Source organism: Rhizobium sp. 05N49, from assembly GCF_056396805.1.
In genome coordinates this window covers 1-20,087 of the sequence record NZ_JBFTME010000011.1, presented here as the reverse complement: position 1 = coordinate 20,087, position 20,087 = coordinate 1, and the positions used below count along the sequence as shown (strand labels likewise).

Below are 20,087 nucleotides of genomic sequence, written 5' to 3'. Positions count from 1 at the left end.
TGGCTTCGGAGACCAGACAATGTCAAACACAGTGAAAGCTTTCATCTACGGGGCCGCTCTTTTGGCCGCGACCCAGGCACGAGCCGAGGACATCAAACTCGACGATCAAACGACCTGTACCCTGGTTGAGAAACAGCCCGATACCGGGGGAACGTCCACCACGGTAACGGCCGGCAACGGCAAGGTGACCTCATCAACAACGATGGGAAGCGGATCATCGAGTTCGGCCTCGTCATCCGCGTCAGGCTCGGCGAACGGATCGGGAAGCGTCGATAGCTTCTCGACGGCCAGCGTGACCCGGCCAGACGGAACTGTCGTCACCAAGCGATCCGATGGCACCTGTTCGGTGACCAAGCCCAAGAAGTAGGAGAAAACCATGAAGACCACGACATTGGTCAGCGCGATGACACTCGCGCTCCTCTCTCTGACCACCGCCGCACCGGCGCAGGAGTGTAAGGCTGCCGGAACCATCGGGACGGCAGGAAGTGCGTCGGCGGGTGGCACCTCGGCAAGCTCGGTTGGAACCGCCGGGGCGTGTCAGACCGACGATGGGACGACCTCCTCCATTGGATCTGGCGGCAGTGCCGCAACAGACGACGGCAAGGCGATGAGCAAGACGCAACTCAACGACAATGACGACAAGCTGAAGGCGCAGACGAACGCCCAAGCGGTCGACAAGGGAACGTTCAGCAAGTCAAGGACGAAGACCAGCACCGACGGACAATCGCTGCAGAGCACGACGCGGACCATGTCACACGTGCCCGGCCAGAAGCCCGTCAAGAGCACGACCGAGCAGAATGTCATCCTGCCCCAGCAGTGACCAATGAAAGGAAAAGCGATGAACAATCTCATCTGGCTTGTAGGCGCTATCGTCATCATCGTGGCAGTGCTGAGCTTCTTCGGCTTTCGATAAGGAAAGCTCCTCAAGCGCGTCTTGAGGCAGACAATGACCCGGCAGAACGACCGGGTCGGCCGCCCGAGGAGGCAGGGTAGAGGCTTCCCGTCCTCCTGATTGAAACGCAAAACATCGACCCCAGCAGCGGATAATCAAGAAAGCCCCGCTCGTAGAGCGCGGGGCTTTCAGAGCTGCCGACGGCGGTTTAGGAACGGGAAAGGGTGGACCGCACGTCCTTGGGCGCCTGGTGCGTTACGGGACAACATAAGCCAGGAGCGCGGTCCGACATCCGGACTCTGAAGCCACCTGATCGTTCCCGCCGTAACAACAAATTTTTCTGCGGGCCGGGGACGGCCAGCCAGATCCTTTTGATCCTGTCGAACCGCTCGCCCATCAGCTGCCAACACAATGGGGACAAGCCGAAAAGGCGTTCAGTGCATGGAGATCGAGGACCGTCTCAACGCGCTCAACTGAGTCTGATTACGACCCAGAGGGAGTAGGCGCTTCTAAAAAAGGCGACGACGACGAGTGGCCCAAAGCGCGCGCCGCTCGGTTCGAAGGTCCGGATCGCGGGGCGTCCTTTCGCCGGCCATCAATCTACGCTGCGCAGACGATTTCACGGCACCGTCGGCAAAGCACTTCCATGGCGAGGCGGTAATTGGAGTCTATCGATCATGACCGATTTTCCTGCAGCGAATAGATGGCATGCAGGAGGGCGAGGTGGCTCAAGCCTTGTGGTAGATTGCCAAGACCTGCGCCGGTTGCGGGATCAACCATCTCATTGAGAATACCGAAATTGTTGCCAAGCCGCTCCAGCAGGGTCTTCAGCATCGCCTCGGCACGATCGACCTCGCCCAGGAAGGCATAAGCTTCGACGAGCCAGCAGGAGCAGGCAACAAATGCACCTTCCTCCTTGTCGACCCCACTGTAGCGGTAGACGAGCGGGCCAACCGCCAGCTCGCGTTCGATGGCATCACGGGTCCGTTTCAGCCGACCATCATGTTCAAAGCCGAACCGGGTCGTCAGCAGCAGCGCCGCGTCGAGCCTGTCGCTGCCGGCATAGAATGTGTAGGCCTGCTTCTCCTGCGACCAGCAATGGCTGTCAATCCAGTCGCGAATGCGGCGGCTTTCGGCGAGCCAACGGTTCGCATCGCCGCCGATATGGCCTTCCTTCGCAAGGTCAGCCGCATTCGTCAGCGCAAGCCAGCAGCCGATCTTAGAGAAGGTGTAGTGCTGCTTGTCTTGCAGTTCCCAGATGCCGCAATCCTTTTCACGCCAGCGGCGGACGCACTGCTCGGCAAGATTTTCGAGGAGGCGCGCGGCCTGAGGATCGAGAACGTGACCTGACCGCGCGAAAAGTGCCGCCGTTTCGAGCACGTCTCCATAGCAGCTTAGCTGCGTCTGCGCACGGGCACGGTTGCCAATCCGCACGGGGCTCGAACCCTTGTAGCCGGGAACGTTCACCATATGCTCCTGCGGCACCTCGCCACCGGACAAAGTGTAGACGACCTTGGGTTTTGGGCCGTCCGCGACAATCGTTCGCACGAGCCAGCCAAATGCGCCCACCGGCTCCTGGAGGGCGCCCGCCCGGAGCAGTGCCTTGATCGTGTAGGCTGCGTCACGGACCCAGGCGTAACGGTAGTCGTAGTTCTTGTCGCCGCCGATCCGCTCGGGAAGACCTGATGTGGCGGCCGCGGCGATAGTCCCGGTCTTTGAATAAACCAAAAACTTCAAGGACAAGGCGCAGCGCACCAGGTCGGCCTTGAACGGTCCGTCATAGGTCAGTTCATTGGCCCAGCGTCGCCATTCCTCATCGCTTAGCTCGATCCGACGATCAATGTCGTTCAGCTTCGGCGTCGGCAAAGGGGCCTGATCTGCCACGAGAAAAGCAAGGCAGGTTTTCGTCCCGGCCCGAGCCAAAAAGCGCGCTGTTTTTCGTTCATCATCATCGACAACAATGCTGATTTGCTCGTCGTGACAGAAGGTCGTTGTCAGGTCACCAATGTAACGGACCTCTGCATTCGGATGATTGACACGCCGCAAGCTGCCGTGAGCACAAATCGGCGCTAGCGTGATTTCGAAATCGACAGATCCCGAAACACCTTCGATGCGCCGGGCAAGTTCGCACCACGGAAGGCGCCCGGCGACGCCGCTGTTGAGAGATTCTGTCACCTTGGCAGAGCCAGTGCTCGTGATGAACAGGGTTTCAAGGACATTGCTGTCGTTGCGATATTGGCGCTCGATGCGAAACACGCCGAGCGGGGCGACGGTGAAATAGCCGCCGTTTCGGTCATGAAGACGATTAAACAGAGGCGGCGAATCCATGTTCGGCGCGCACCACCAGTCGATCGCGCCGTCAGCACCGACAAGTGCGACGGACCGGCCGTCTCCCAGCGCAGCGTAATGTTCTAGCGGCAGGAAACCCTGCGTTCTTTCGGGGGTAAGGGATCTCAGCATCAGGGCAGCGTGTTGCCACCGGTCACCCCGAAGCTTTCGCCCGTGATGTAACTGGGTTCCTGGGATGCAAGGAAAACGTAGATCGGAGCACATTCGGCCGGCTGCCCGGGACGTTTCATCGGCACCTCGCTGCCAAAATCCTTGATGACGTCCTGCGTCTGCCCCCCTGATGTCTGCAACGGCGTCCAGAAGGGGCCGGGCGCAACGATATTGACACGGATGCCCTTCGGCAGCACCTGCTTGGACAGCGCCTTGCTGAAGGCAACGATTGCCGATTTGGTGGGGGCATAATCGAGCAGAGTCGGAGAGGGCTGATAGGCCTGGATGGACGCGGTATTGATGATCGATGACCCCTGGGGCATGAACGGAATAGCCGCTTTGCATATCCAGAATAATGCATAAACATTCGTCTTGAACGTCTCGTCGAATTGCTCGGTGGTCAGTTCGGAAATGTCGGCGATCGCCTTCTGGCGGCCGGCGACATTGGCCAGCAGATCAAGGCCGCCGAGTTCGGTGCTGGCCTGTCTGACGAGCTCCTGGCAAAAGGCTTCGCTTTTGAGATCGCCCGGCATCCCGATCGCTCTGCGACCCTCAGCTTCGATCAAACTGATGACCTCGTCGGCGTCGCTCTGCTCTTGCGGCAGGTAGTTAATGACGACGTCGGCGCCTTCGCGGGCAAAAGCGATGGCGGCAGCGCGACCAATGCCGGAGTCGCCTCCAGTGACCAGAGCCTTGCGCCCCGAAAGCCGACCGCTGCCCCTATAGGACGTCTCGCCGTGATCGGGAACAGGCTGCATCTTGCTTGCCAGACCGGGAACCGGCTGCGGCTGCTGGGGAAACTCCGGTTGTGGATACTGGTCGAGCGGGTTTCGCATGTCGAATTGGTTGTTGGCCATTTCTCGGTCCTTTTTTCTCTTGGGACTTTCGAAATCTTGCCGCGCCGCAATTGTTCCGCACCGGACCTCAAAACGCCCAGCAAGGGATCGCAGAAGTCGCAATCGGCACCCTCAGCGCCGTCCAGGCAAAATACCCCCAGGCAGGAACTCCTCCTTCGGCCCGAGGTTGATCACGGCACACAGAAGGACCGACGACAAGGGCGCGCCACATGCGGGTTCAACGACCGCCCGCCGGATTCGACGAGCGCCATGAGCGGTCCTATCATTCTCGATGCTCGGGGCGGACCAAGGCGGCGCAAAAGCAAGCTGAAGGTCGAAATCGAAGCAATGGCGCGCAGCAGGTCGAACGGGCGAGGTTCAGCAGGCGCGCTTGAGATTGAAGGAAGGTTAATATGAACAAGCACAATCGGCGAGGATCGCAATGGAGCCCCACCAACAACCCTATGCTGACCGGCGTCAGGGGATTGTGCCCGCGCTGTCAGCGGGGCCATCTGTTCCGCGGCTATCTGTCCCTGGCAAAGGGTTGCGAGGTTTGCGAGCTCGACTATTCGTTCGCCGACCCCGCCGACGGCCCTGCGTTCTTTTCGATGAGCGCGGTTGCTATTCCCGCTCTGGGTTTTGCGCTTTGGCTTCAGACGACATTCGAGCCCGCGGTCTGGGTCCACCTCCTCACGACCTTGCCGATCACCCTGGCGGCCTGCGTGCTCTTGCTTCGTCCGCTCAAAGGATGGTTGGTGTGCTCGCAATATTTTCACAAGGCGGAGCAGGGCACGATCGACCGGGATTGGCAAAGACCGAAGTCTTGAGGCTCGCGCTATCTTTGGCCGCGATGCGCCAAGCCGAAAACTCCTGAAATCGTCGCCGGCATCTAGATGAGTTCGCGCCGGATGAGCCGCGCTCATTTTTTGATGTCCGGCCGACACGCAGCGGCCTCGACAATGCCCGAGCATCGCGGGGAAGATCAAGCCTTGTTGGATGGAGGCGTCGCCGTTGTGTCGCCAAGAGCGGATCGGAGGCCGTCGAATTGGAGGCGAAGTCGGCGTCGATTGGGGAAGCCGGAGGCCATAGCGACCGTCACCAGCAAGCATAAGCCGAATTGGCAACAGGGTTTGGCCCCGGATCGGTGGCGCCTTGAAACAGAAAGGAGCGGCCTTAGTCAAAGACAACTGAGAGCACAGGTTCTCCCCAGCTTGTCCACAGCTCAATCCCTTGAAAATAAACTCGCATCGGCCGAACGAGAACGTTTGAAGCCCAGCTCCCGCGTCTTCCTTTCTGCCCTCGTTGAATTGGTTCCGCCGCCCTCCCAGCTTATGGCGGCCTTCACCCACGCATCGGCGGCGCGACGCCCAGAGAAGAGGGAGCGGCGGTATCGTCGGCTGCTCCCTTTTCCGACCGGATCATTTTCGGGCACGCGACTTCAGCGTACACTGGAGACGGCAGTTGAACGCGCTTTCGGGCAGCAGCAAGCACTTGTACGCTACCGGCGGTTCGCCCGCCTCTTGCCCTGCAGCCCGCTCCGATAAGGCTCGAGTTCGAGAACCATGCTTTTCCGGTTGATCACATTGTGGCGCAGAAGTATCTGGTAAACAGGATCGTTCCTGGACCGCCCTTCCTGCGTCCGCAGAACCTCCTCAAGCTCTCTCGCCGTGCCCTCGCATAGCTCTGGCAGCGTGCCGCGCCAGCCAAAGTCAAAAAGGCTCATCGGCTCCCAAGCCCTGCTTCGGGAGATCACGATAAGCCGACTGGTCAGCTCGTCCCAAGCCGCTTCGGGAAGGTTTTCGGCGCGGGCGCCGGCTTTCCCGGCCTGCCGCTTCAGGTCCGCCTTTGCCCAGCCACGCGGACTGGTGAATAGCCGGGTGACGTGCGTTCTGCAGGCCCAGGCGCCCGCGAATGCTGACAATATTGTAATCCAAAACATTTTAGGATCCGGTCGAGGCTCGCGTGGGTCACCAGCGGTTTGAGCTGATGGCGCGCGATTGACGAGCAACATGGTCCGCGCCGACTGGATTTCAATGATCCAGGGCAATCATTGTTGCGTAAACGATCCACACCTGGACGCTCCGTTCAGCGGTCGCGACGAGCAGAATCGGGGCTCCGAGGCTCACCTCCCGTGATGTAGGCAAACTGTCATTTCGCGAGCCTGGGTCGGGTCGACGGGGGGCGCATCCCGGAAGATCATGACGAAGAGAAGGGCAGACGGAATATTCTGCGGCGCCAAGACCAATCACCATTGCCGGTCGCGACAAATTTATGGCGTCACGTGTCGCCTCTGGTGGAACCGATCCTCGATCACCAACTTACAAACCTACTGTCAGCAGAAATGGACGGTCCATGCACAATAAACCACCGAAGTCATTGTCCCGAGTAAAACTTGACGCCCTTAGGGCGATTGCGCGATATCGCCGACAGCGGCGCGTCGGCAGCGGCTGGATCGTCGGCGACAAGCGCCTCTCGGCCTCGCTCATCGCTCGGCTGGAAGCGGACACTATGGTGAAGGAAATTAGCCTGTCCGGCACGCCTGTTCTCGTCGTGACGGAAGGCGGCAGACATGAACTCAAATCAGGCTCCCGATTGGCGGACGGCCCGAGTTCTTCGCGACGCCCCTCACAGTGATACTGATCGTCGCTGGCCGGCCGTTGACGCGCCTGGAGGTTGTTGGACGCCCTCGATCGCAATGACGCGATGCGTCACATAAAAGACGCCGAGTTGGTTGGACCGCCGGGCCTCCACGTCTTAGACTATCCTCCCGCCGCAAGGGGAATGCCGTCATCAACCCTCCACTACCCCCCGTTGCCGCGCCGCGGCGGGTTGAAGCTTGCGCGTCGACTGGACCGGCTCCCAAAGCCCCACTCCTCGCACAGATCGCCCCGAATGCGACGGATATTTTGGCACATTTCTCACTGAAAATCTCATCGCTGTCGCTCGAACCTAGTCCTGCCGCCGGGATTCAGCACCGGTTCAGGCGACCGCGACGATCCGCGAATCTCGCGATGTCTGGCACCTTTGATCTCGCGGCCGAGGGAAAGATGCGCACGCCAGAATTGCGGCCGATCCCGGTTTCCTGGGTCGGCAGGTGATGCTCCTGCCGGAGGCCAAGGGCCTCAAGAACCGATTTAGCCCAACCCGTGGACTTATGTTTCGACGAAGACGAATGAGCGGTCTGCGGTTCCGGCCAGCGTATCAGCAACAGTTCCGTAAGAAAGCTCCTTGCCTGCGCGACGGCTCACGCCGAGAATGATGAGATCGAAACGTCCRCTGCGGGCGTGCCTGAGAATGGCGAGTTCCGGTACGGAAGCCTGTGGGGCAACCTTCTCTACCTCGACCTCATAGAAGGACGCAATCCGATCCAGTTGCTCGAAAGCGGCTCTGTGGGCATTGCCGGTGTCACTGACACGGGAGGGCGAGGTGGCCTCCTTCGGGTCGCGGAAATAAACCGCAGTCGTCGCGGCGCCCGTGGCTTTTGCGATGACGAGCGCGAATTCCGCAGCCCTTAGGGAGCGTTCGGTGCCGCTGATCGGCACGAGTATGCGCAAGTTTCGATCCTCTCTTGCGATCATGCCGCGCGACGTGACGATTGCCGTCGTGCCGCTGAAGGCATTGATCATCGCCGACAGTTTTTCACTATATTGGGCGCTTTCGCCGCTCGTTGGCTGGATGCCGACAAACATGATGTCATGTCCCTTGTCGGCACTTTCGGCGAGAACGTCTGCCAGCTTGCCGTCCCTGTCGCGGACAGAGACATGGATTGGGTCGTCCTGACCCAGTTCTGCACCCTTGTCCTGCGTCTCGACAGCCATCTCGGCGGTTTCCTTCACGCGCTCGCTGATCTGCTGCGCGCGCGGAGTGTCTGTTGTCCGCCGTTCCTGTAAATCGGCCGCAGTCTCCTCCTCCTCCCCGATATCGAGAACCGTCACCGGCATTTTGCGCAGGGCCGCGAAATGCCCGGATATGCGTGCCGCCAGATCGCTGCTTGCGGAGTGGTCGGTTGCAAGTAGGATCCGCTCGAACTGCGATACGAAGCTCCGCTCTTCGAACGCTTCAAGTTCGAGACGCTCCTTTTCTTCCTTGCGCATCGGAAGGCGCGCGAGCGCCCAGCGCAACGTCGGGGGCATGGCCATCGTCGTCACGACTGCCATCGCGACGATCACGGAAAAGAGCCGCTCGTCGAGCACACCGACGGAAAGTCCGATCGACGCGACGATAACTTCGGTGGACCCCCGAGCATTCATGCCGCACCCCAGCGCGACAGCCTCGGCATTGGAAAAGCCTCCGAATTTGGCCCCGGCAAAGGCGCCTCCAAATTTTCCGAGGCTCGCGATTACAATCAGCCCGACCGCCAGAACCATTATCGATGGATCGGTAAGAACACCCAGATCGGTGTGGAGGCCCGTGAGGCCAAAAAAGACCGGCATGAAGAGAGCCGTCGTCAGTGCCCTGAGCTGCCCCTCGATCTGACGGGTCAGAATGGGCGACTGGCCGACCAAAATGCCCGCGACGAAAGCGCCGAGCACCGTGTGGACCCCAATGGCGTCGGTGACGATCGCCATTGCCCCCATGATTGCGATAATGGCGCTCAAGACAGGAAGATCACTTTTGAACCTGTCATTGGTCCAGCGGATAATCTCGAAGACCAGACGTCGGCCAATGGTGAAGGAGAAGGCCATGAAGAGGACCGTGCCGATGACGCCCTTGGCCAACGTGGTGAGATCGACGGCACCTTCTTTCGCCAGGCTGAAGGTCACGGCTATGATCACCCATCCGATTGTGTCGTCAATGATGGCGGAGGCGACAATCAGCTGACCGACATTGCGGCGCATGAAGTCCATCTCTCGAACGACGGTCGCGACGATCTTGACCGAGGAGATCGATAGCGCCGTACCGAGGAAAAGCGATGTGACAAGTCTTGCGTCCGGGTCGGGCAACAAACTTGCAGGCAGGAGTTCGCCGAGGCCGAAGCCAAGCGTGAACGGCACGACGATGCCTGTCACCGAAACGCCAGCTGCAGCACGGCGCAGCCGGAGCGCCAGCGAAAGGTCGGTCTCCATGCCGGCGAGCAGGAGGAGAAACAGAATGCCGAGCTGTGCCACCGCATCGGTCATGGCTTTTTGCGTGTCGATGTCAGGAAAGATTGCCGACTGCGCGCTCGGGAGCAGAAAGCCGAATACCGAGGGGCCGAGTAGGATGCCACCGATGATCTGGCCCATGATCGAAGGCTGACCGATGCGCACCATCGCCTCGCCGAACAATCTACCGACGACGACCAGGACGATGATCTGGACAAGAAAGAGAGCGTCTGAGGGACCTGAAGACTGGCCTTCGGCTGCACAGGCCGGAAGGGAGCAACCGATGAGAAGCCAGACCGTCATTACCGGCAGCTTCCAGGACGGGAACTGCGCGGACTTTGCGTTGATTGTCATGCGTGAGAATTCCGATGGTGGCTGTCGCTTCGAAACAAGCGGGGCGCGTTTGTGTTCCCTCTACGGGAGGCTCTGCCCACAGGTTGATCGCGACACATGCCGGGAAGGCGCTGTTCCAGGGAACCCATTCAACTGGGAGGAAGTTTCTCAACGAAGGAGAAGCGCTATGAATGAAAGTGAATACACGACGGAGGAGCTTGCCGAGAAGTATCAGATAAGCCGGGAGCAGGCTGTCCGTTACATCGCCCGCTTCGGTGCCGATCGCGTCGATCTCGATCATTTCCTGGCTGCCGCGTCGCGAACAGACCGCCACCGACCGGGGGACGTAAGGCGAACCGCGTCGCAAGTAGCTCTTGGATAGAGTCTCTGCGGAAGCCGTGAGCGAAGAAGACACCCAGGCTCCAGACAGGCGTACCGTGCTCGCGGCAGATCGTACGGTCTACGCTGCGGAGCGAACATATGCAGCCTGGATGAGAACGGGACTGACGGCGCTCGCCATTGGAATTGGCGCAAAAGCCCTTCTCGCCGAGGTCGTACCGGAATTTCTTATAGTGACGACGGGCACCATTCTCGTCCTGTTCAGCGCCTTCTGCTTCACCGTCGCTGTGATCAGGGAGTTCCGCCCCGGCCCGCCACCGCCAGAACCAGATGTCAGGAAGATCCCGAGCGCAGTGCTTCTGGTCGTCAGTGGCTTTCTGGTCATCGTATCGCTTGCCGCATTGGTGGGCGTCTGGTTCGGACGATCCGGGGCGATCAGCCATTAGCAAGCCGGCTCGACGACTGTTGCCGCCGGATCCCGGGAAACAAAGATTGGCTGAGCCTGTTTGGAGGGGGACGAATTATGCCCGTCCTATACTGACGAACTAGAATATCTTCCGGGGCGCTGCGAGGGCCTGTTCCAGAAATCGCGATTATCATCTGGATCAGATTTCGTAGGCTCTCGCGGCCGGAAGTTGCCTCGATCCGTCCCTCGAGCCACAAGCAGGTATAGTGGACTTTGAAAGATCTGCATTCTTCGCGACGAGTTCGCGGACTATGTCGATTTCAAGTTATCGCGTACCGACAGACTGGGCTTTCGCCCTTTGAGCAACGGAGGGCCCTCCCCGAAAACGGGTCGAACGGCTTGCACGATCTTCTTGAGTAGTGTGCGCCCGGCGGCGCCAGCACCTGCTATCTGAGGTAAACCAAGCCGACACTAATGAGTCGGATCAAGAGGACGACGCGCCGCAGTAAGAATCTCGACGACAGAACAGAACACTGCGGAGTACCCGGTTCCCATGAACCCGGAGATTGGGAACCTCCAGATGGACGAGCTGAGACGACGGGACCAGGAGTAACGCCGTCGTGATGCGGCCCGATACGCCGGTTTACGGCACGAATTCCGATCGTGCGGGTGACCGGCGGATTTCCAAGGTCACTACGTTCCACCTGTCATGCAGCGACCAAGCTCGCTATGTGGGGCGTGCCCCCAGCACTTCAAACGACCATTCCGAGCCCCTCTAGGCCGGTACGATAGCGGACGAAGCGCAACGCCTGCCTAGAATCATGATCAAACACCTGCGGGATCCGTTCCCACAATCAGAGAACCTGGCCTGCCACCACCCCGGCAGGCCTTTTTTTCGATCTGAGTTTAGGAGTATGCGCAGTCTTGATCGCCTGTCGCCAGAAAATCAACGGTGACGCTTCTCTTCTCGGCTCCGCCTTGATCGAAATCCCCCGATCGCGGGTGGGGTTCATGCCAAAATGCGCCGCACCTCGGACGATCTCCGCCCCTGTGCCCGACGGCGCCAACACGTTGCCGCTGTCGTCCATGGCGGGCACTTCATAAAATGCGGGAACGTTGACGCAAGGGACCTCCCTCCCCCGGGGAATGTCAACATCCTTCACGAGCATGATCCAGCCGAGCCCAAGGTTGAAGATGTCGATCCATCCATCGCACCATTTCGCTTTAGCCCCGCGCGTCAGGGCCGAAATCCCGCCCGTTCACCGCAAACTGCAACGCATGGGAACTACGCTTTACGCGCACACGTTAAGTAGCCTTAGGAAGAAGGGGCGCCTTGGCGCCCCTTCCCATATCATGCGGCATTCTTTTCACCCTCGATCTGGAGGGGCGCCTGCGTATTTTCGCCGCCTCCGATCGCGATCTTTCGCGGCTTCATAGCTTCTGGAACCTCCCGCTTCAGCTCGATGGTAAGCAGGCCGTTCTTGAGGCCAGCGCTTTCCACGCGCACATGATCGGCAAGCTCGAAGCGACGATCGAAGGCACGTCCTGCGATGCCGCGGTGAAGATATTCGCCTTGACTTGCTTCCTCCGCCTTCTGGGCTTTCACGACCAAGACATTACGCTCCTGCATGATATCAAGATCTTCCGTTCCGAAGCCCGCGACCGCCATCTGAATGCGATAGCTGTCCTCACCGCTCTTGACGATATCGTAAGGCGGCCAGGTTTCGATGGACTGCAAACGCTGGGAGTTTGCCAAAAGATTGAAGACCCGGTCGAAGCCGATGCTGGACCGGAACAAGGGTGCGAAGTCGAATTCGTTTCTCATGACCAAAACCTCCGTAAAGCGAGTTGGAACAAAGGAGCCGATTCCGTCGGCTCCGCTCTGTCGACCCCTCATCAGGCGGCCGACGCAAATTGATCTGGTTTGCCCGATTTTTTGATTCAAGACGCCTGGCCGAAAAAATTTCTGCTAGCTGGCGTGACCCTCTTGAACGGAGAAATTGGTGCAACAATCTCATTTGCACCTGGAGATTTTCACTCCCTTGCTGAAGGTTTTTAGGAGGCAAAAATATGCCAATCGAAAGGAACAGATCTCGAAAAGCATCAACATGCGACGCGGTATCTGCATGCTGTCTCAACACGCAGCAGCGCTACGACCACCCGCGTGACGTGCTCGCCACAGCTCTTGATAAGAACGAGAAGCGAGCCATTCTGGCGTCCTGGGCGTCAGATCTCTTCGCGGTGAATTCGCGGCCCGACCTTCGGCTGCCCCCGGGCGTCAGAGAGCCTATCCGCTGCCAGGATATCCTCGACGCGCTGATGGTTTTAGACGACCGTATGTACGGCCAGGACGGCGCGGATGCCAGCCGCAAACATCGATGGAGGCCGTAATGATCCTACGGCAGAAAGGTAGGCTCACAGCCAGTCCCGAAGGCGCCTGCCAGATAGGCGCACGTATGATGGTGGCCTCCAGATATTCCGAATGTCTTCACCGCCTCGCACGCCAGGCTCAACGCGCCGAGCTGCCAGAGCTGGCGGAGAAGCTTGGCGAGGTGGCGCGCACCATCGAAGCGATATCGCAAGATATCGCGATCGGCGATCAGGGCGCGCTTGATTTAGGGAGGGCTGGTCGTTTGATCGGGACCGCCGAGGCGCTGGTGGAGAAGTCTGCTCGCCAAGGTCTTTTTCACTGAGAGTGCTGAGGCGACGCGGCTGCTGGCAGACAGTTTGCGTGTGTGATGGCAGTCAATGTTCCTGGCCTCCCAAGCTCTTCGCGAGTCGTGGATTAGTGGGTTCGATCCGGTGCGGAAACTCGGACATTTCTCGGCTCGGGGAGCGCGGCAGGCGACGACCGTTTGAGCGCGATCGCGCCAAACTGACCGGATCTAGCAGCTTGCGCCGACTTGAATTCCAAAGGCAGGCGCTAACGCAGGACGTCTTCCGACCATACCGGGACAATGAGCGTGCGCACGCGCGTCAGGCGCCGGATCTTCATGGAGCCGAATTCGCTGCCATGCGGGATGTGAAGGGTCATTCGCAGATAGATCTTCTTGCCGCAGCCTTCGCATTTGAACCTGCCGAGCAGCCGGTCGAGGGACAGGTTTCCACACAGCGTCTCAAGATCACCTGGTAGGTAATTGTGAGTGACCCGGCAGAAGTCGCAGGTGACGACAATGACTTGTCCCTGGGCGGCCGCAGCTCTTACCGTCCAAGACCGTAGCCTTTTGAGCGGATGAATCTCAGGCATCGCCGGCCTTCACCGCGGTGAGCTTCCAGCCAGCCCTTGGCGGTATTCCTCCGCCCGCGGCGACCCGAAAATTCAGTTCGATCTGAGCAGCCTTGCGCGCTTCCCTCATGGTCGGCGCCCAGACTGACACCAGAAATTTGCCGGTCTTGAACGTGTATTTCGTTTTTGGCGGGCGGGTGCCAACCTGATGTCCGGCGCGAAAGCAGCGCCGCGCGAAATCGACATGATTATTCTGGCGAAGCTTGAGCGGTTGAAGCTCCCACCATGCGTCGAACGCCGTCTTTCTTTTGGCCCGCTGTTGGATCTTGTCGAGGATCGCGCCCTCCTTCTGTTATCTTGAATGTTTCCTATTTGTTCTACGTCCAGGCAAGTGTCAACAACTCTATAAAGGGGCGATAGCCGAAAGGGCTATCAGCCTTGCAGGCTTAGACGGTCGCCCGAAAAGGCTTCTTCCAGATTTCTGTCGTGGACCAGAGCGAACGCGGAGATATCGGCTTCCTTGGCCGCTAGAAGCAGCGCCTGTCTCAGTTCCTCCGGGCTCGTTGCGCCGATAAGAGCGTCGGCGCAGGCTTTGATGGCGACAACATAGTCCTCGCCGTCGTCCAAGGGCCAGTCCTGCATGAGAATACGCGCCACATCGGCCAGTGTGCGAAGGACAACGAAGGGTCGCTCGTCGCGGAACTTCAGTCCGACCGGCGCAAAGGCCGAATATTTATTCGCTGCCATGCCTTCACCCATGTATTGAAAGTAACTTTATACACGAGGATACGAGCCGCGTATGTCACATAGTTAAAACAACGTTAATTTGCCGAGAGAGATACAGGAAACCCGTTGGAGCGTCTGACGCCACCTTGCGATCAAGTTCTGGATGTCCCGATGCCGGTCAACCGACGTCGCGGCTGTTCCGAACCTGATCTGCGTCGGCCCCTGATCCGAAGCCAAGAGGAGACGGGGCCCCGTCGTTGCAGTTGGCCACCGCTGAGCATTACCTAGTCTCCTGATCGAGGCGTAGGGCTGGGCGAGATCACCGCGGAAAGCCGGTTCTTCAGCAAATCCGTTGATCCTCGCCGTAACATCAAGTCCATCGGGGACATGTTGCCGACGGGATAACTGTCAGTTGCCCACCGCCTGCTCAAGCGTTCAGCGCCAAGACCAAAAAACGAAACCCTCTTTCCCTCGCCTGCCCAGACGACATTTGCCCGCGCCAGCGTTGGCTTCGTCCTTGAGGTTTCAGGTGCCAGCGGCCGGGAACCACGGGCTTGCGTCGTGGTTGGGGAATAATGCCTTATTTGATCGAGATCCTGCTGCCCATCATACGCTCGCGTCGAAGCCGCACAAATCTTCAGACGGTGCGCGACGAACTTACCGAGAGGTTTGGTGGAGCGACGCTCCATGTTAACGCCCCGGCTGAAGGCATCTGGGAGAATGATGGCTACCTTGAACGCGACCATATCGTTGTCGTTGAGGTCATGACCAGCGACATCGATCACGCTTTTTGGCATTCTTACCGCAAGGATCTGGAACTTCGCTTTCGCCAACAGGAGATCGTCCTCAGAGCGACGCATATAGACCGCCTCTAGAGCGATATCCCGAAGGAAAGGGAAGAAAGGAGTTCACCTCCTCGCACCTGCGCGGCATAGGATGGCTTCACTAAAAGACACCACCATCGTTGCCGGACCTCGAGCGTCTCGAAATTTTCCGAGGGCGCTCGACCTCGAGGAAGGGAGCGGCCCTCTCACCCCGCGCAGACCGTCAACGCAGAGGCCGGCGGATGCCGCTGCGGAGGTTTGCGTGATGTGGGGTGGCAAGCCCTAGATGGAAGGTCTGATCTCATACCACAAGCCTTGGGATCCGGGCAGTACGAAAGCGGACGAATGACCTCGAGGCCGTGAAATAAAAGGCAACTCCTCTCCAGACCAGCTGTCTGAAAGACTAACCTGCCGACGCCGGCGTGCTTACGCATCGTAGATACCCGGCTTTCCCTTTCCCTCATCTGCGCGGCCGACCATTCACGAGATTGAAGAAAACATCTGCGCCGAATATCGAGTTCACGGCGGGCGTGTTGGGGCATGTCAACAGACGCACCCCATTGTCTTAACACCGCTATCTTTATCGGCAATAACTGCCACGCGTGGTTCGCGCGACGTGACAGAGGCCACGAGATTTTGACAAGGGTAGTTTTGCAATGGCAGTCAATCGTTGGCTCGGCGTCTCCAAGAAGCCGCTTGTGATTGCGCATCGGGGCGGCGCCCTGCTGGCGCAGGAAAACAGCAGGGCAGCTTTTCGCGCCGCCGAGAAGGCAAAAGCCGATGCGATCGAAACCGATGTCCGCATCACCCGAGACGGAATCCTCGTGAACTTTCACGACGCTGACCTGCAACGGCTCTGTGGCGATCGACGAAGCGTGGCCGAGCTCGATTTCCGCACGCTAAAATCCCTCGTTCCGGCGATTATGACATTGGCGGAGGCGATAGCTTCTTCCGCGCCACTTGGATTGCTGCTGGATGTGAAGCTGATGGACAGGACGTATCTGCCTTCAATCCTCGCGGAAATCGCTCGCGCCGAAGCGACTGGGCGCACTCTCCTTGGACTTCGTGACATCGCTCTTGTCAAAGCAGCCCGAGACATCGCAGCCGACATTGCGATACTCGCGCTTGCAAGCGATCCGGAACTGCACCAAAGCGCCGCGCAGGCGGGCGCCAATTGGTTTCGTCTGTGGCAGGGCGAGCTGTCTCGGGGACGTGCGGCTTCGATCAGAGGCGTTGGCATGCGGCTTGCGGTCATGGTGGGGCAGCCGCGTGATCTGCCCTTGCCGGAATATCCGCGCTACCCAGCCGGCCTGGTCGATGCGGAGGGACTGAAACAAATCGCCATCGCAGACCCGGACGCGATCATGCTCGACGACCCTCATCTCCTCACCCGACCATGAGCACAGACATCCGTGAACGTCAGCGCCACTCTGGCCGACCAGGGCGGTGAGCGTTGACAAAGCGTCGGTCAAACATCCAGCCGTTTTCGCTGAGACCGCCATAGGCATGCTCGCGTGCTGACCGATTCAAGTCAATCCTTTCGCCCGGCAACAGCGCAGGAGGCGGCAAGGCGTTGACATAGTCCCGCCACAGAGCTCGTCCTAATAACGCTTGTTTAACAAGCGGATGAGGATTATGAGGCTCCTTGCTATTCTGGTCGCCACTCTCTTGCTGAGCGCCGTTCAGTCTGACGCTCAGGTGTATGCGCCTTACGACGGATATGATGACTATGGCGGCTACAGTTATGACGAGCCGTACAGCCCGTACCCACCGCCGCCGATATACGAGCCACGTCCCGGCTACCGAAACCCGCCGCCAAACCGGGCGCCCATTACCAGATCGGCAGGATCGATCGTGATCGTTACAGGCGAACACGCTCTCTACTACACCACGCCGTGGGGAGAGCAGTACGTCTATCCGATCGCCGTCGGTCGTGAAGGCAAACAATGGTACGGAACGACCCGGGTCGTCTCAAAGAAGGAACATCCGGAGTGGCGACCGACTGCGAGCATGCGTCAGAAGAATCCAAAGCTGCCTGCCGTCGTCAAACCTGGCCCGAACAATCCTCTTGGCACGCGGGCAATATATCTTGCCGACGGGCTGCTACGCATCCACGGGACCAACGACCCCTCGTCCATTGGGACCAACGCGTCGAGCGGTTGCTTTCGAATGTATCGCCAGGACGTAGAGGAACTCTACGACATGGTGCAGCCGGGGACACAGGTTATCGTTCATCGTTGACCTTACCCAACGCACACCGTTGCCAAAACTCTTTGTGTCAGCCGTCGCGCGACAATGCTGCGGTGATCGTTGGGCGCATTCGGTCAATCCTGCGTCAAGCCGCCCAATTCGCCGAAGCTCGCAAGCAGGCGCGTAAGCGCGAATTTCTGTGCGCCTTCTGAAGCGCAGTGCTCTGATGCATGAAGTGTCCACCAAAAATAGGTGGACACCAAATCATGGACGATACTCCTAAACTGCAGGTGCGGCTTGTTGGCCGCGACGGCCGCCGTCGATATGACCCTGCTTCGCGAGATCAGCTCGTCGCGGCGTGTTTAGAGCCCGGCGTTTCGGTCTCTCGACTTGCGCGGGAACACGACGTGAATGCCAATCTTGTTCGCAAGTGGATAAAGAAGGCCAAAGAGGAGCGTCCTTTGCCTTTGGCTTCGGCGTTCGTTCCGGTTCAGATTGCTCCGGAAATGAACTCTGCTGGCGGCGATTTACTGAGGAAGAGCGTGCCATTGGGCAAGCCTTGTCATACGTCCAAGGTGAGTGCACTCCTGCCGAATGGGATCARCCTGACCGTTGAGTGCGATGAGAATGGACTGATCGCAATCATAGGAGCGTTGGGTCATGTTCAGACTGGGCGCTGATCTCAAGGTCTACCTCCATCGGGAGCCCATCGACTTCCGTGCGGGCATCAACAGCCTCGCCGTCTTGGTTCAAGAGGTGATGGAGCTGGACCCGTTTGCTCCATCGGTGTTTGCCTTCTGCAATCGCCGGCGTGACCGGGTGAAGCTTTTGTTCTTTGATCGGTCCGGGTTTGTGATGGTTCTGAAGAAATTGACGGAAGATAGGTTCAGGTGGCCCCGCCGAGAGACTGCGGTGGTGACGCTGACGACAGAGCAACTGCACTGGATCCTCGACGGCATCGATATTGACGCGATGATCCGCCATCCCGTGCGGCAGTATCAGATTGCTGGCTGAGGATGGCGAATTGCGATTGACGCGCAGGGGCGGTTCAGATTCAAGAATCTGATGACTCGCACCGGCGAACCGAGCATTGCAGAACTGATGGCGCAGTTGGCGGCCAATGCTGCCGAAATCGCTGCGCTCAAAGCCGAGAAGGAAGCGCTCTCGCAGCGGGTCGTCAAGCTGGAAGAAGAGCTGGCACTGGCAAAGCTCCATCGCTTTGCCCCCCGCAGTGAAAAGCACATTGATCGTCTCTTCAACGAGGCCGAAGAGGCTGCGGTCGAGGATGACAGCGAGGAAGGCGATGTTGTCGAGCTTCCGGATACCGGCCTTCCAGCGGTAGAAGGTCAAACGGGAAAGAAGCGTGGACGCAGACCTCTGCCGGAAGACCTGCCACGCGAGCGCGTCGAATATGACCTCCCCGACGATCAGAAGTCTTGTCCCTGCTGCCAGGGTGAGATGCATCGCATGGGCGAGGCTGTTACCGAACAGCTCCATATCGAGGTAAAGGCAAAGGTCCTGCAGAATGTGCGGTTCAAGTACGCTTGCCGCCATTGCGACCGCACCGGGATCAACACGCCCGTGGTGATCGCACCGATGCCGACGCAGCCCCTGCCGGGCAGCATCGCTACCGCCTCGACGTTAGCCTTCGCGCTCGTCCACAAATACGTCGACGGCACACCGCTCTACCGCGTGGCTCAGACATTCGAGCGTGCTGGTGTTCCGATCAGCCGCGGCGCTCTCGCTCACTGGGTGATCGGCTCAAGCGAGAAGCATCTGCACCGCATCTATGATGCGCTGAAACTGCAGCTTCAGTCGCAGCCTCTCATTCATGGTGATGAGACCACGGTTCAGGTCCTGAAGGAAAAGGACAAGGAAGCGACCAGCACATCGTACATGTGGGCTTATCGGAGCGGCGAGGACAGTGACCAGCCGATCGTGCTTCTCGATTATCAGCCCGGCCGCGGCCAGATCCACCCGCAGGCCTTCCTTGGCGACTACCGCGGCATCTTGATGAGCGATGGCTACACCGCCTGGCGCACCTTGAATGGTGCAACCCATGTGGGATGCATGGCCCATTCCAGGCGGCGCTTCGTCGAAGCCCTCAAAACCAGGAAGAATGGAGGCGGCCCGCCGGAACAGGCACTCCGGTTCTTCGAGCAGCTCTACCGGATCGAAAAGCAGGCAAGAGACAAAACCCCAGATGCTGGGGAAACGAAGGTCGACTGCATTCGCCGTTTCCGCCAACAGCATAGCTTGCCTGTCCTGAATGCCCTAAAGGCGTGGCTCGACAACATCGCGCCGAAGATCGTGCCGGATACCAAGCTCGGCGATGCCGTGTCCTACACCCTGAACCAATGGGATTACCTGACGCGTTACACCAACGACGGCAGGATGCCGATCGATAACAACATTCTGGAACGCGAGATCAGAGTTTTTGCCACCGGCAGGAAATCGTGGCTGTTCAGCGATACCGTCGACGGAGCCAAGGCCAGCGCCGTGATCTACAGTCTCATGCTGACTTGCCGTGCCTGTGGCGTCGACCCGCTCGCCTGGCTACGCCACGTGCTCACTGAGTTGCCGCAGCGCAAAGAAGCGGCCGAAATCGGCGACCTTTTGCCGTTCAACTACTCCAAGACAAATGCCCAATAAAGCTGGGTACCGCTAGCATCCGTGCGCGATTACCCCTGAAGAAGCCGTCAAGGCGCATCGAAAATCGCGCTTACGCTTAC

General features: G+C 59.2%; 22 protein-coding genes. 13 read left to right on the top strand and 9 right to left on the bottom strand.

What is annotated here, in order from left to right:
* Positions 1–19: 19 nt before the first annotated feature.
* A complete protein-coding gene (locus tag AC1DF8_RS21610; protein WP_112543361.1) occupies positions 20–367 on the top strand; it encodes a hypothetical protein in 348 nt (115 codons plus the stop codon).
* A 9-nt stretch (positions 368–376) separates the two neighbouring features.
* Positions 377–820, top strand: a complete 444-nt coding sequence (locus tag AC1DF8_RS21605; RefSeq protein WP_112543238.1) for a hypothetical protein — start codon at positions 377–379, stop codon at positions 818–820.
* Between the two features lie 747 nt (positions 821–1,567).
* Here AC1DF8_RS21605 and AC1DF8_RS21600 read toward each other — a convergent pair.
* Together AC1DF8_RS21600 and AC1DF8_RS21595 are read right to left on the bottom strand one after the other, a co-directional pair.
* Positions 1,568–3,445, bottom strand: coding sequence for a glycoside hydrolase family 15 protein (locus tag AC1DF8_RS21600; RefSeq protein ID WP_478154903.1), 1,878 nt, complete (start codon positions 3,443–3,445; stop codon positions 1,568–1,570).
* Positions 3,352–4,248: an SDR family oxidoreductase gene (locus AC1DF8_RS21595; protein ID WP_478154901.1), complete on the bottom strand. Its 897-nt coding sequence runs from the start codon at positions 4,246–4,248 to the stop codon at positions 3,352–3,354. The genes AC1DF8_RS21600 and AC1DF8_RS21595 overlap by 94 nt, the downstream gene beginning before the upstream one ends.
* Positions 4,249–4,640: 392 nt before the next feature.
* On the opposite strand from AC1DF8_RS21595, the gene AC1DF8_RS21590 reads away from it, so the two are divergent.
* A complete protein-coding gene (locus AC1DF8_RS21590) occupies positions 4,641–5,054 on the top strand; it encodes a DUF983 domain-containing protein (RefSeq protein ID WP_478154899.1) in 414 nt (137 codons plus the stop codon).
* 671 nt (positions 5,055–5,725) lie between these two features.
* Here AC1DF8_RS21590 and AC1DF8_RS21585 read toward each other — a convergent pair.
* Positions 5,726–6,166 carry a hypothetical protein gene (locus AC1DF8_RS21585; RefSeq protein ID WP_113207951.1) on the bottom strand — a complete coding sequence of 147 codons (441 nt, stop codon included), beginning with the start codon at positions 6,164–6,166 and terminating at the stop codon, positions 5,726–5,728.
* Positions 6,167–6,579: 413 nt separating this feature from the next.
* Here AC1DF8_RS21585 and AC1DF8_RS21580 point away from each other — a divergent pair, with 413 nt between their 5' ends.
* Positions 6,580–6,861 (top strand): hypothetical protein, encoded by a 282-nt coding sequence (locus AC1DF8_RS21580; protein ID WP_478154897.1) that lies wholly within the window; start codon positions 6,580–6,582, stop codon positions 6,859–6,861.
* 518 nt (positions 6,862–7,379) lie between these two features.
* Here the strand turns inward: AC1DF8_RS21580 and AC1DF8_RS21575 are convergent.
* Entirely contained in the window at positions 7,380–9,665 is a 2,286-nt protein-coding gene (locus AC1DF8_RS21575) for a cation:proton antiporter domain-containing protein (protein WP_113207950.1), read from the bottom strand.
* Positions 9,666–9,831: 166 nt separating this feature from the next.
* Between AC1DF8_RS21575 and AC1DF8_RS21570 the strand changes: the two genes are divergently transcribed.
* Positions 9,832–10,026 carry a hypothetical protein gene (locus tag AC1DF8_RS21570; RefSeq protein WP_113116091.1) on the top strand — a complete coding sequence of 65 codons (195 nt, stop codon included), beginning with the start codon at positions 9,832–9,834 and terminating at the stop codon, positions 10,024–10,026.
* A gap of 16 nt (positions 10,027–10,042) precedes the next feature.
* The gene (locus AC1DF8_RS21565) at positions 10,043–10,429 is read left to right on the top strand and encodes a YidH family protein (protein WP_478154894.1); all 387 of its coding nucleotides are present in this window, start codon (positions 10,043–10,045) and stop codon (positions 10,427–10,429) included.
* An 814-nt stretch (positions 10,430–11,243) separates the two neighbouring features.
* Here the strand turns inward: AC1DF8_RS21565 and AC1DF8_RS21560 are convergent.
* Both AC1DF8_RS21560 and AC1DF8_RS21555 read right to left on the bottom strand, forming a co-directional pair.
* Complete coding sequence (locus tag AC1DF8_RS21560; RefSeq protein ID WP_162735846.1) at positions 11,244–11,477, bottom strand: hypothetical protein; 234 nt, start codon at positions 11,475–11,477, stop codon at positions 11,244–11,246.
* Between the two features lie 263 nt (positions 11,478–11,740).
* Entirely contained in the window at positions 11,741–12,214 is a 474-nt protein-coding gene (locus tag AC1DF8_RS21555) for an Hsp20 family protein (RefSeq protein ID WP_113207947.1), read from the bottom strand.
* 631 nt (positions 12,215–12,845) lie between these two features.
* Here AC1DF8_RS21555 and AC1DF8_RS21550 point away from each other — a divergent pair.
* Positions 12,846–13,082, top strand: coding sequence for a hypothetical protein (locus AC1DF8_RS21550; RefSeq protein WP_478154892.1), 237 nt, complete (start codon positions 12,846–12,848; stop codon positions 13,080–13,082).
* Positions 13,083–13,312: 230 nt separating this feature from the next.
* Here AC1DF8_RS21550 and AC1DF8_RS21545 read toward each other — a convergent pair whose 3' ends face one another.
* Positions 13,313–13,636 carry a hypothetical protein gene (locus AC1DF8_RS21545; RefSeq protein ID WP_113207944.1) on the bottom strand — a complete coding sequence of 108 codons (324 nt, stop codon included), beginning with the start codon at positions 13,634–13,636 and terminating at the stop codon, positions 13,313–13,315.
* Between the two features lie 187 nt (positions 13,637–13,823).
* Between AC1DF8_RS21545 and AC1DF8_RS21540 the strand changes: the two genes are divergently transcribed.
* Complete coding sequence (locus AC1DF8_RS21540; RefSeq protein ID WP_162735845.1) at positions 13,824–13,976, top strand: hypothetical protein; 153 nt, start codon at positions 13,824–13,826, stop codon at positions 13,974–13,976.
* A 71-nt stretch (positions 13,977–14,047) separates the two neighbouring features.
* On the opposite strand, the gene AC1DF8_RS21535 is transcribed toward AC1DF8_RS21540, so the two are convergent.
* Both AC1DF8_RS21535 and AC1DF8_RS21530 read right to left on the bottom strand, forming a co-directional pair.
* The gene (locus AC1DF8_RS21535) at positions 14,048–14,362 is read right to left on the bottom strand and encodes a DUF982 domain-containing protein (RefSeq protein ID WP_113207942.1); all 315 of its coding nucleotides are present in this window, start codon (positions 14,360–14,362) and stop codon (positions 14,048–14,050) included.
* Between the two features lie 263 nt (positions 14,363–14,625).
* Positions 14,626–15,201, bottom strand: coding sequence for a hypothetical protein (locus tag AC1DF8_RS21530; protein WP_162735844.1), 576 nt, complete (start codon positions 15,199–15,201; stop codon positions 14,626–14,628).
* Between the two features lie 620 nt (positions 15,202–15,821).
* Here AC1DF8_RS21530 and AC1DF8_RS21525 point away from each other — a divergent pair.
* The 5 genes from AC1DF8_RS21525 (at position 15,822) to tnpC (ending at position 20,007) form a co-directional block, all read left to right on the top strand.
* Positions 15,822–16,565, top strand: coding sequence for a glycerophosphodiester phosphodiesterase family protein (locus AC1DF8_RS21525; protein ID WP_113207940.1), 744 nt, complete (start codon positions 15,822–15,824; stop codon positions 16,563–16,565).
* A gap of 235 nt (positions 16,566–16,800) precedes the next feature.
* A complete protein-coding gene (locus tag AC1DF8_RS21520) occupies positions 16,801–17,406 on the top strand; it encodes a L,D-transpeptidase (RefSeq protein ID WP_113207939.1) in 606 nt (201 codons plus the stop codon).
* 215 nt (positions 17,407–17,621) lie between these two features.
* Positions 17,622–18,035 carry an IS66-like element accessory protein TnpA gene (gene tnpA, locus AC1DF8_RS21515; protein WP_478154888.1) on the top strand — a complete coding sequence of 138 codons (414 nt, stop codon included), beginning with the start codon at positions 17,622–17,624 and terminating at the stop codon, positions 18,033–18,035.
* Positions 18,016–18,369 carry an IS66 family insertion sequence element accessory protein TnpB gene (gene tnpB / locus AC1DF8_RS21510; protein WP_076846215.1) on the top strand — a complete coding sequence of 118 codons (354 nt, stop codon included), beginning with the start codon at positions 18,016–18,018 and terminating at the stop codon, positions 18,367–18,369. Before tnpA ends, tnpB begins: the two co-directional genes overlap by 20 nt.
* Before the next feature lie 51 nt (positions 18,370–18,420).
* Entirely contained in the window at positions 18,421–20,007 is a 1,587-nt protein-coding gene (gene tnpC, locus AC1DF8_RS21505; protein ID WP_478154886.1) for an IS66 family transposase, read from the top strand.
* Positions 20,008–20,087: the final 80 nt, after the last annotated feature.

Excerpts from the sequence above, each read along its gene's own strand:
- tnpB (WP_076846215.1), top strand. The coding sequence starts at position 18,016 with ATGTTCAGACTGGGCGCTGATCTCAAGGTCTACCTCCATCGGGAGCCC.
- AC1DF8_RS21610 (WP_112543361.1), top strand. The coding sequence starts at position 20 with ATGTCAAACACAGTGAAAGCTTTCATCTACGGGGCCGCTCTTTTGGCC.
- AC1DF8_RS21555 (WP_113207947.1), bottom strand. The coding sequence starts at position 12,214 with ATGAGAAACGAATTCGACTTCGCACCCTTGTTCCGGTCCAGCATCGGC.
- AC1DF8_RS21520 (WP_113207939.1), top strand. The coding sequence starts at position 16,801 with ATGAGGCTCCTTGCTATTCTGGTCGCCACTCTCTTGCTGAGCGCCGTT.
- AC1DF8_RS21590 (WP_478154899.1), top strand. The coding sequence starts at position 4,641 with ATGAACAAGCACAATCGGCGAGGATCGCAATGGAGCCCCACCAACAAC.
- AC1DF8_RS21550 (WP_478154892.1), top strand. The coding sequence starts at position 12,846 with ATGATGGTGGCCTCCAGATATTCCGAATGTCTTCACCGCCTCGCACGC.
- AC1DF8_RS21540 (WP_162735845.1), top strand. The coding sequence starts at position 13,824 with ATGTCCGGCGCGAAAGCAGCGCCGCGCGAAATCGACATGATTATTCTG.
- AC1DF8_RS21605 (WP_112543238.1), top strand. The coding sequence starts at position 377 with ATGAAGACCACGACATTGGTCAGCGCGATGACACTCGCGCTCCTCTCT.
- AC1DF8_RS21545 (WP_113207944.1), bottom strand. The coding sequence starts at position 13,636 with ATGCCTGAGATTCATCCGCTCAAAAGGCTACGGTCTTGGACGGTAAGA.
- AC1DF8_RS21535 (WP_113207942.1), bottom strand. The coding sequence starts at position 14,362 with ATGGCAGCGAATAAATATTCGGCCTTTGCGCCGGTCGGACTGAAGTTC.
- AC1DF8_RS21595 (WP_478154901.1), bottom strand. The coding sequence starts at position 4,248 with ATGGCCAACAACCAATTCGACATGCGAAACCCGCTCGACCAGTATCCA.
- AC1DF8_RS21600 (WP_478154903.1), bottom strand. The coding sequence starts at position 3,445 with ATGTGCTCCGATCTACGTTTTCCTTGCATCCCAGGAACCCAGTTACAT.
- AC1DF8_RS21570 (WP_113116091.1), top strand. The coding sequence starts at position 9,832 with ATGAATGAAAGTGAATACACGACGGAGGAGCTTGCCGAGAAGTATCAG.
- AC1DF8_RS21580 (WP_478154897.1), top strand. The coding sequence starts at position 6,580 with ATGCACAATAAACCACCGAAGTCATTGTCCCGAGTAAAACTTGACGCC.
- AC1DF8_RS21585 (WP_113207951.1), bottom strand. The coding sequence starts at position 6,166 with ATGTTTTGGATTACAATATTGTCAGCATTCGCGGGCGCCTGGGCCTGC.
- AC1DF8_RS21530 (WP_162735844.1), bottom strand. The coding sequence starts at position 15,201 with ATGCGTCGCTCTGAGGACGATCTCCTGTTGGCGAAAGCGAAGTTCCAG.
- tnpC (WP_478154886.1), top strand. The coding sequence starts at position 18,421 with ATGACTCGCACCGGCGAACCGAGCATTGCAGAACTGATGGCGCAGTTG.
- AC1DF8_RS21560 (WP_162735846.1), bottom strand. The coding sequence starts at position 11,477 with ATGGACGACAGCGGCAACGTGTTGGCGCCGTCGGGCACAGGGGCGGAG.
- AC1DF8_RS21525 (WP_113207940.1), top strand. The coding sequence starts at position 15,822 with ATGGCAGTCAATCGTTGGCTCGGCGTCTCCAAGAAGCCGCTTGTGATT.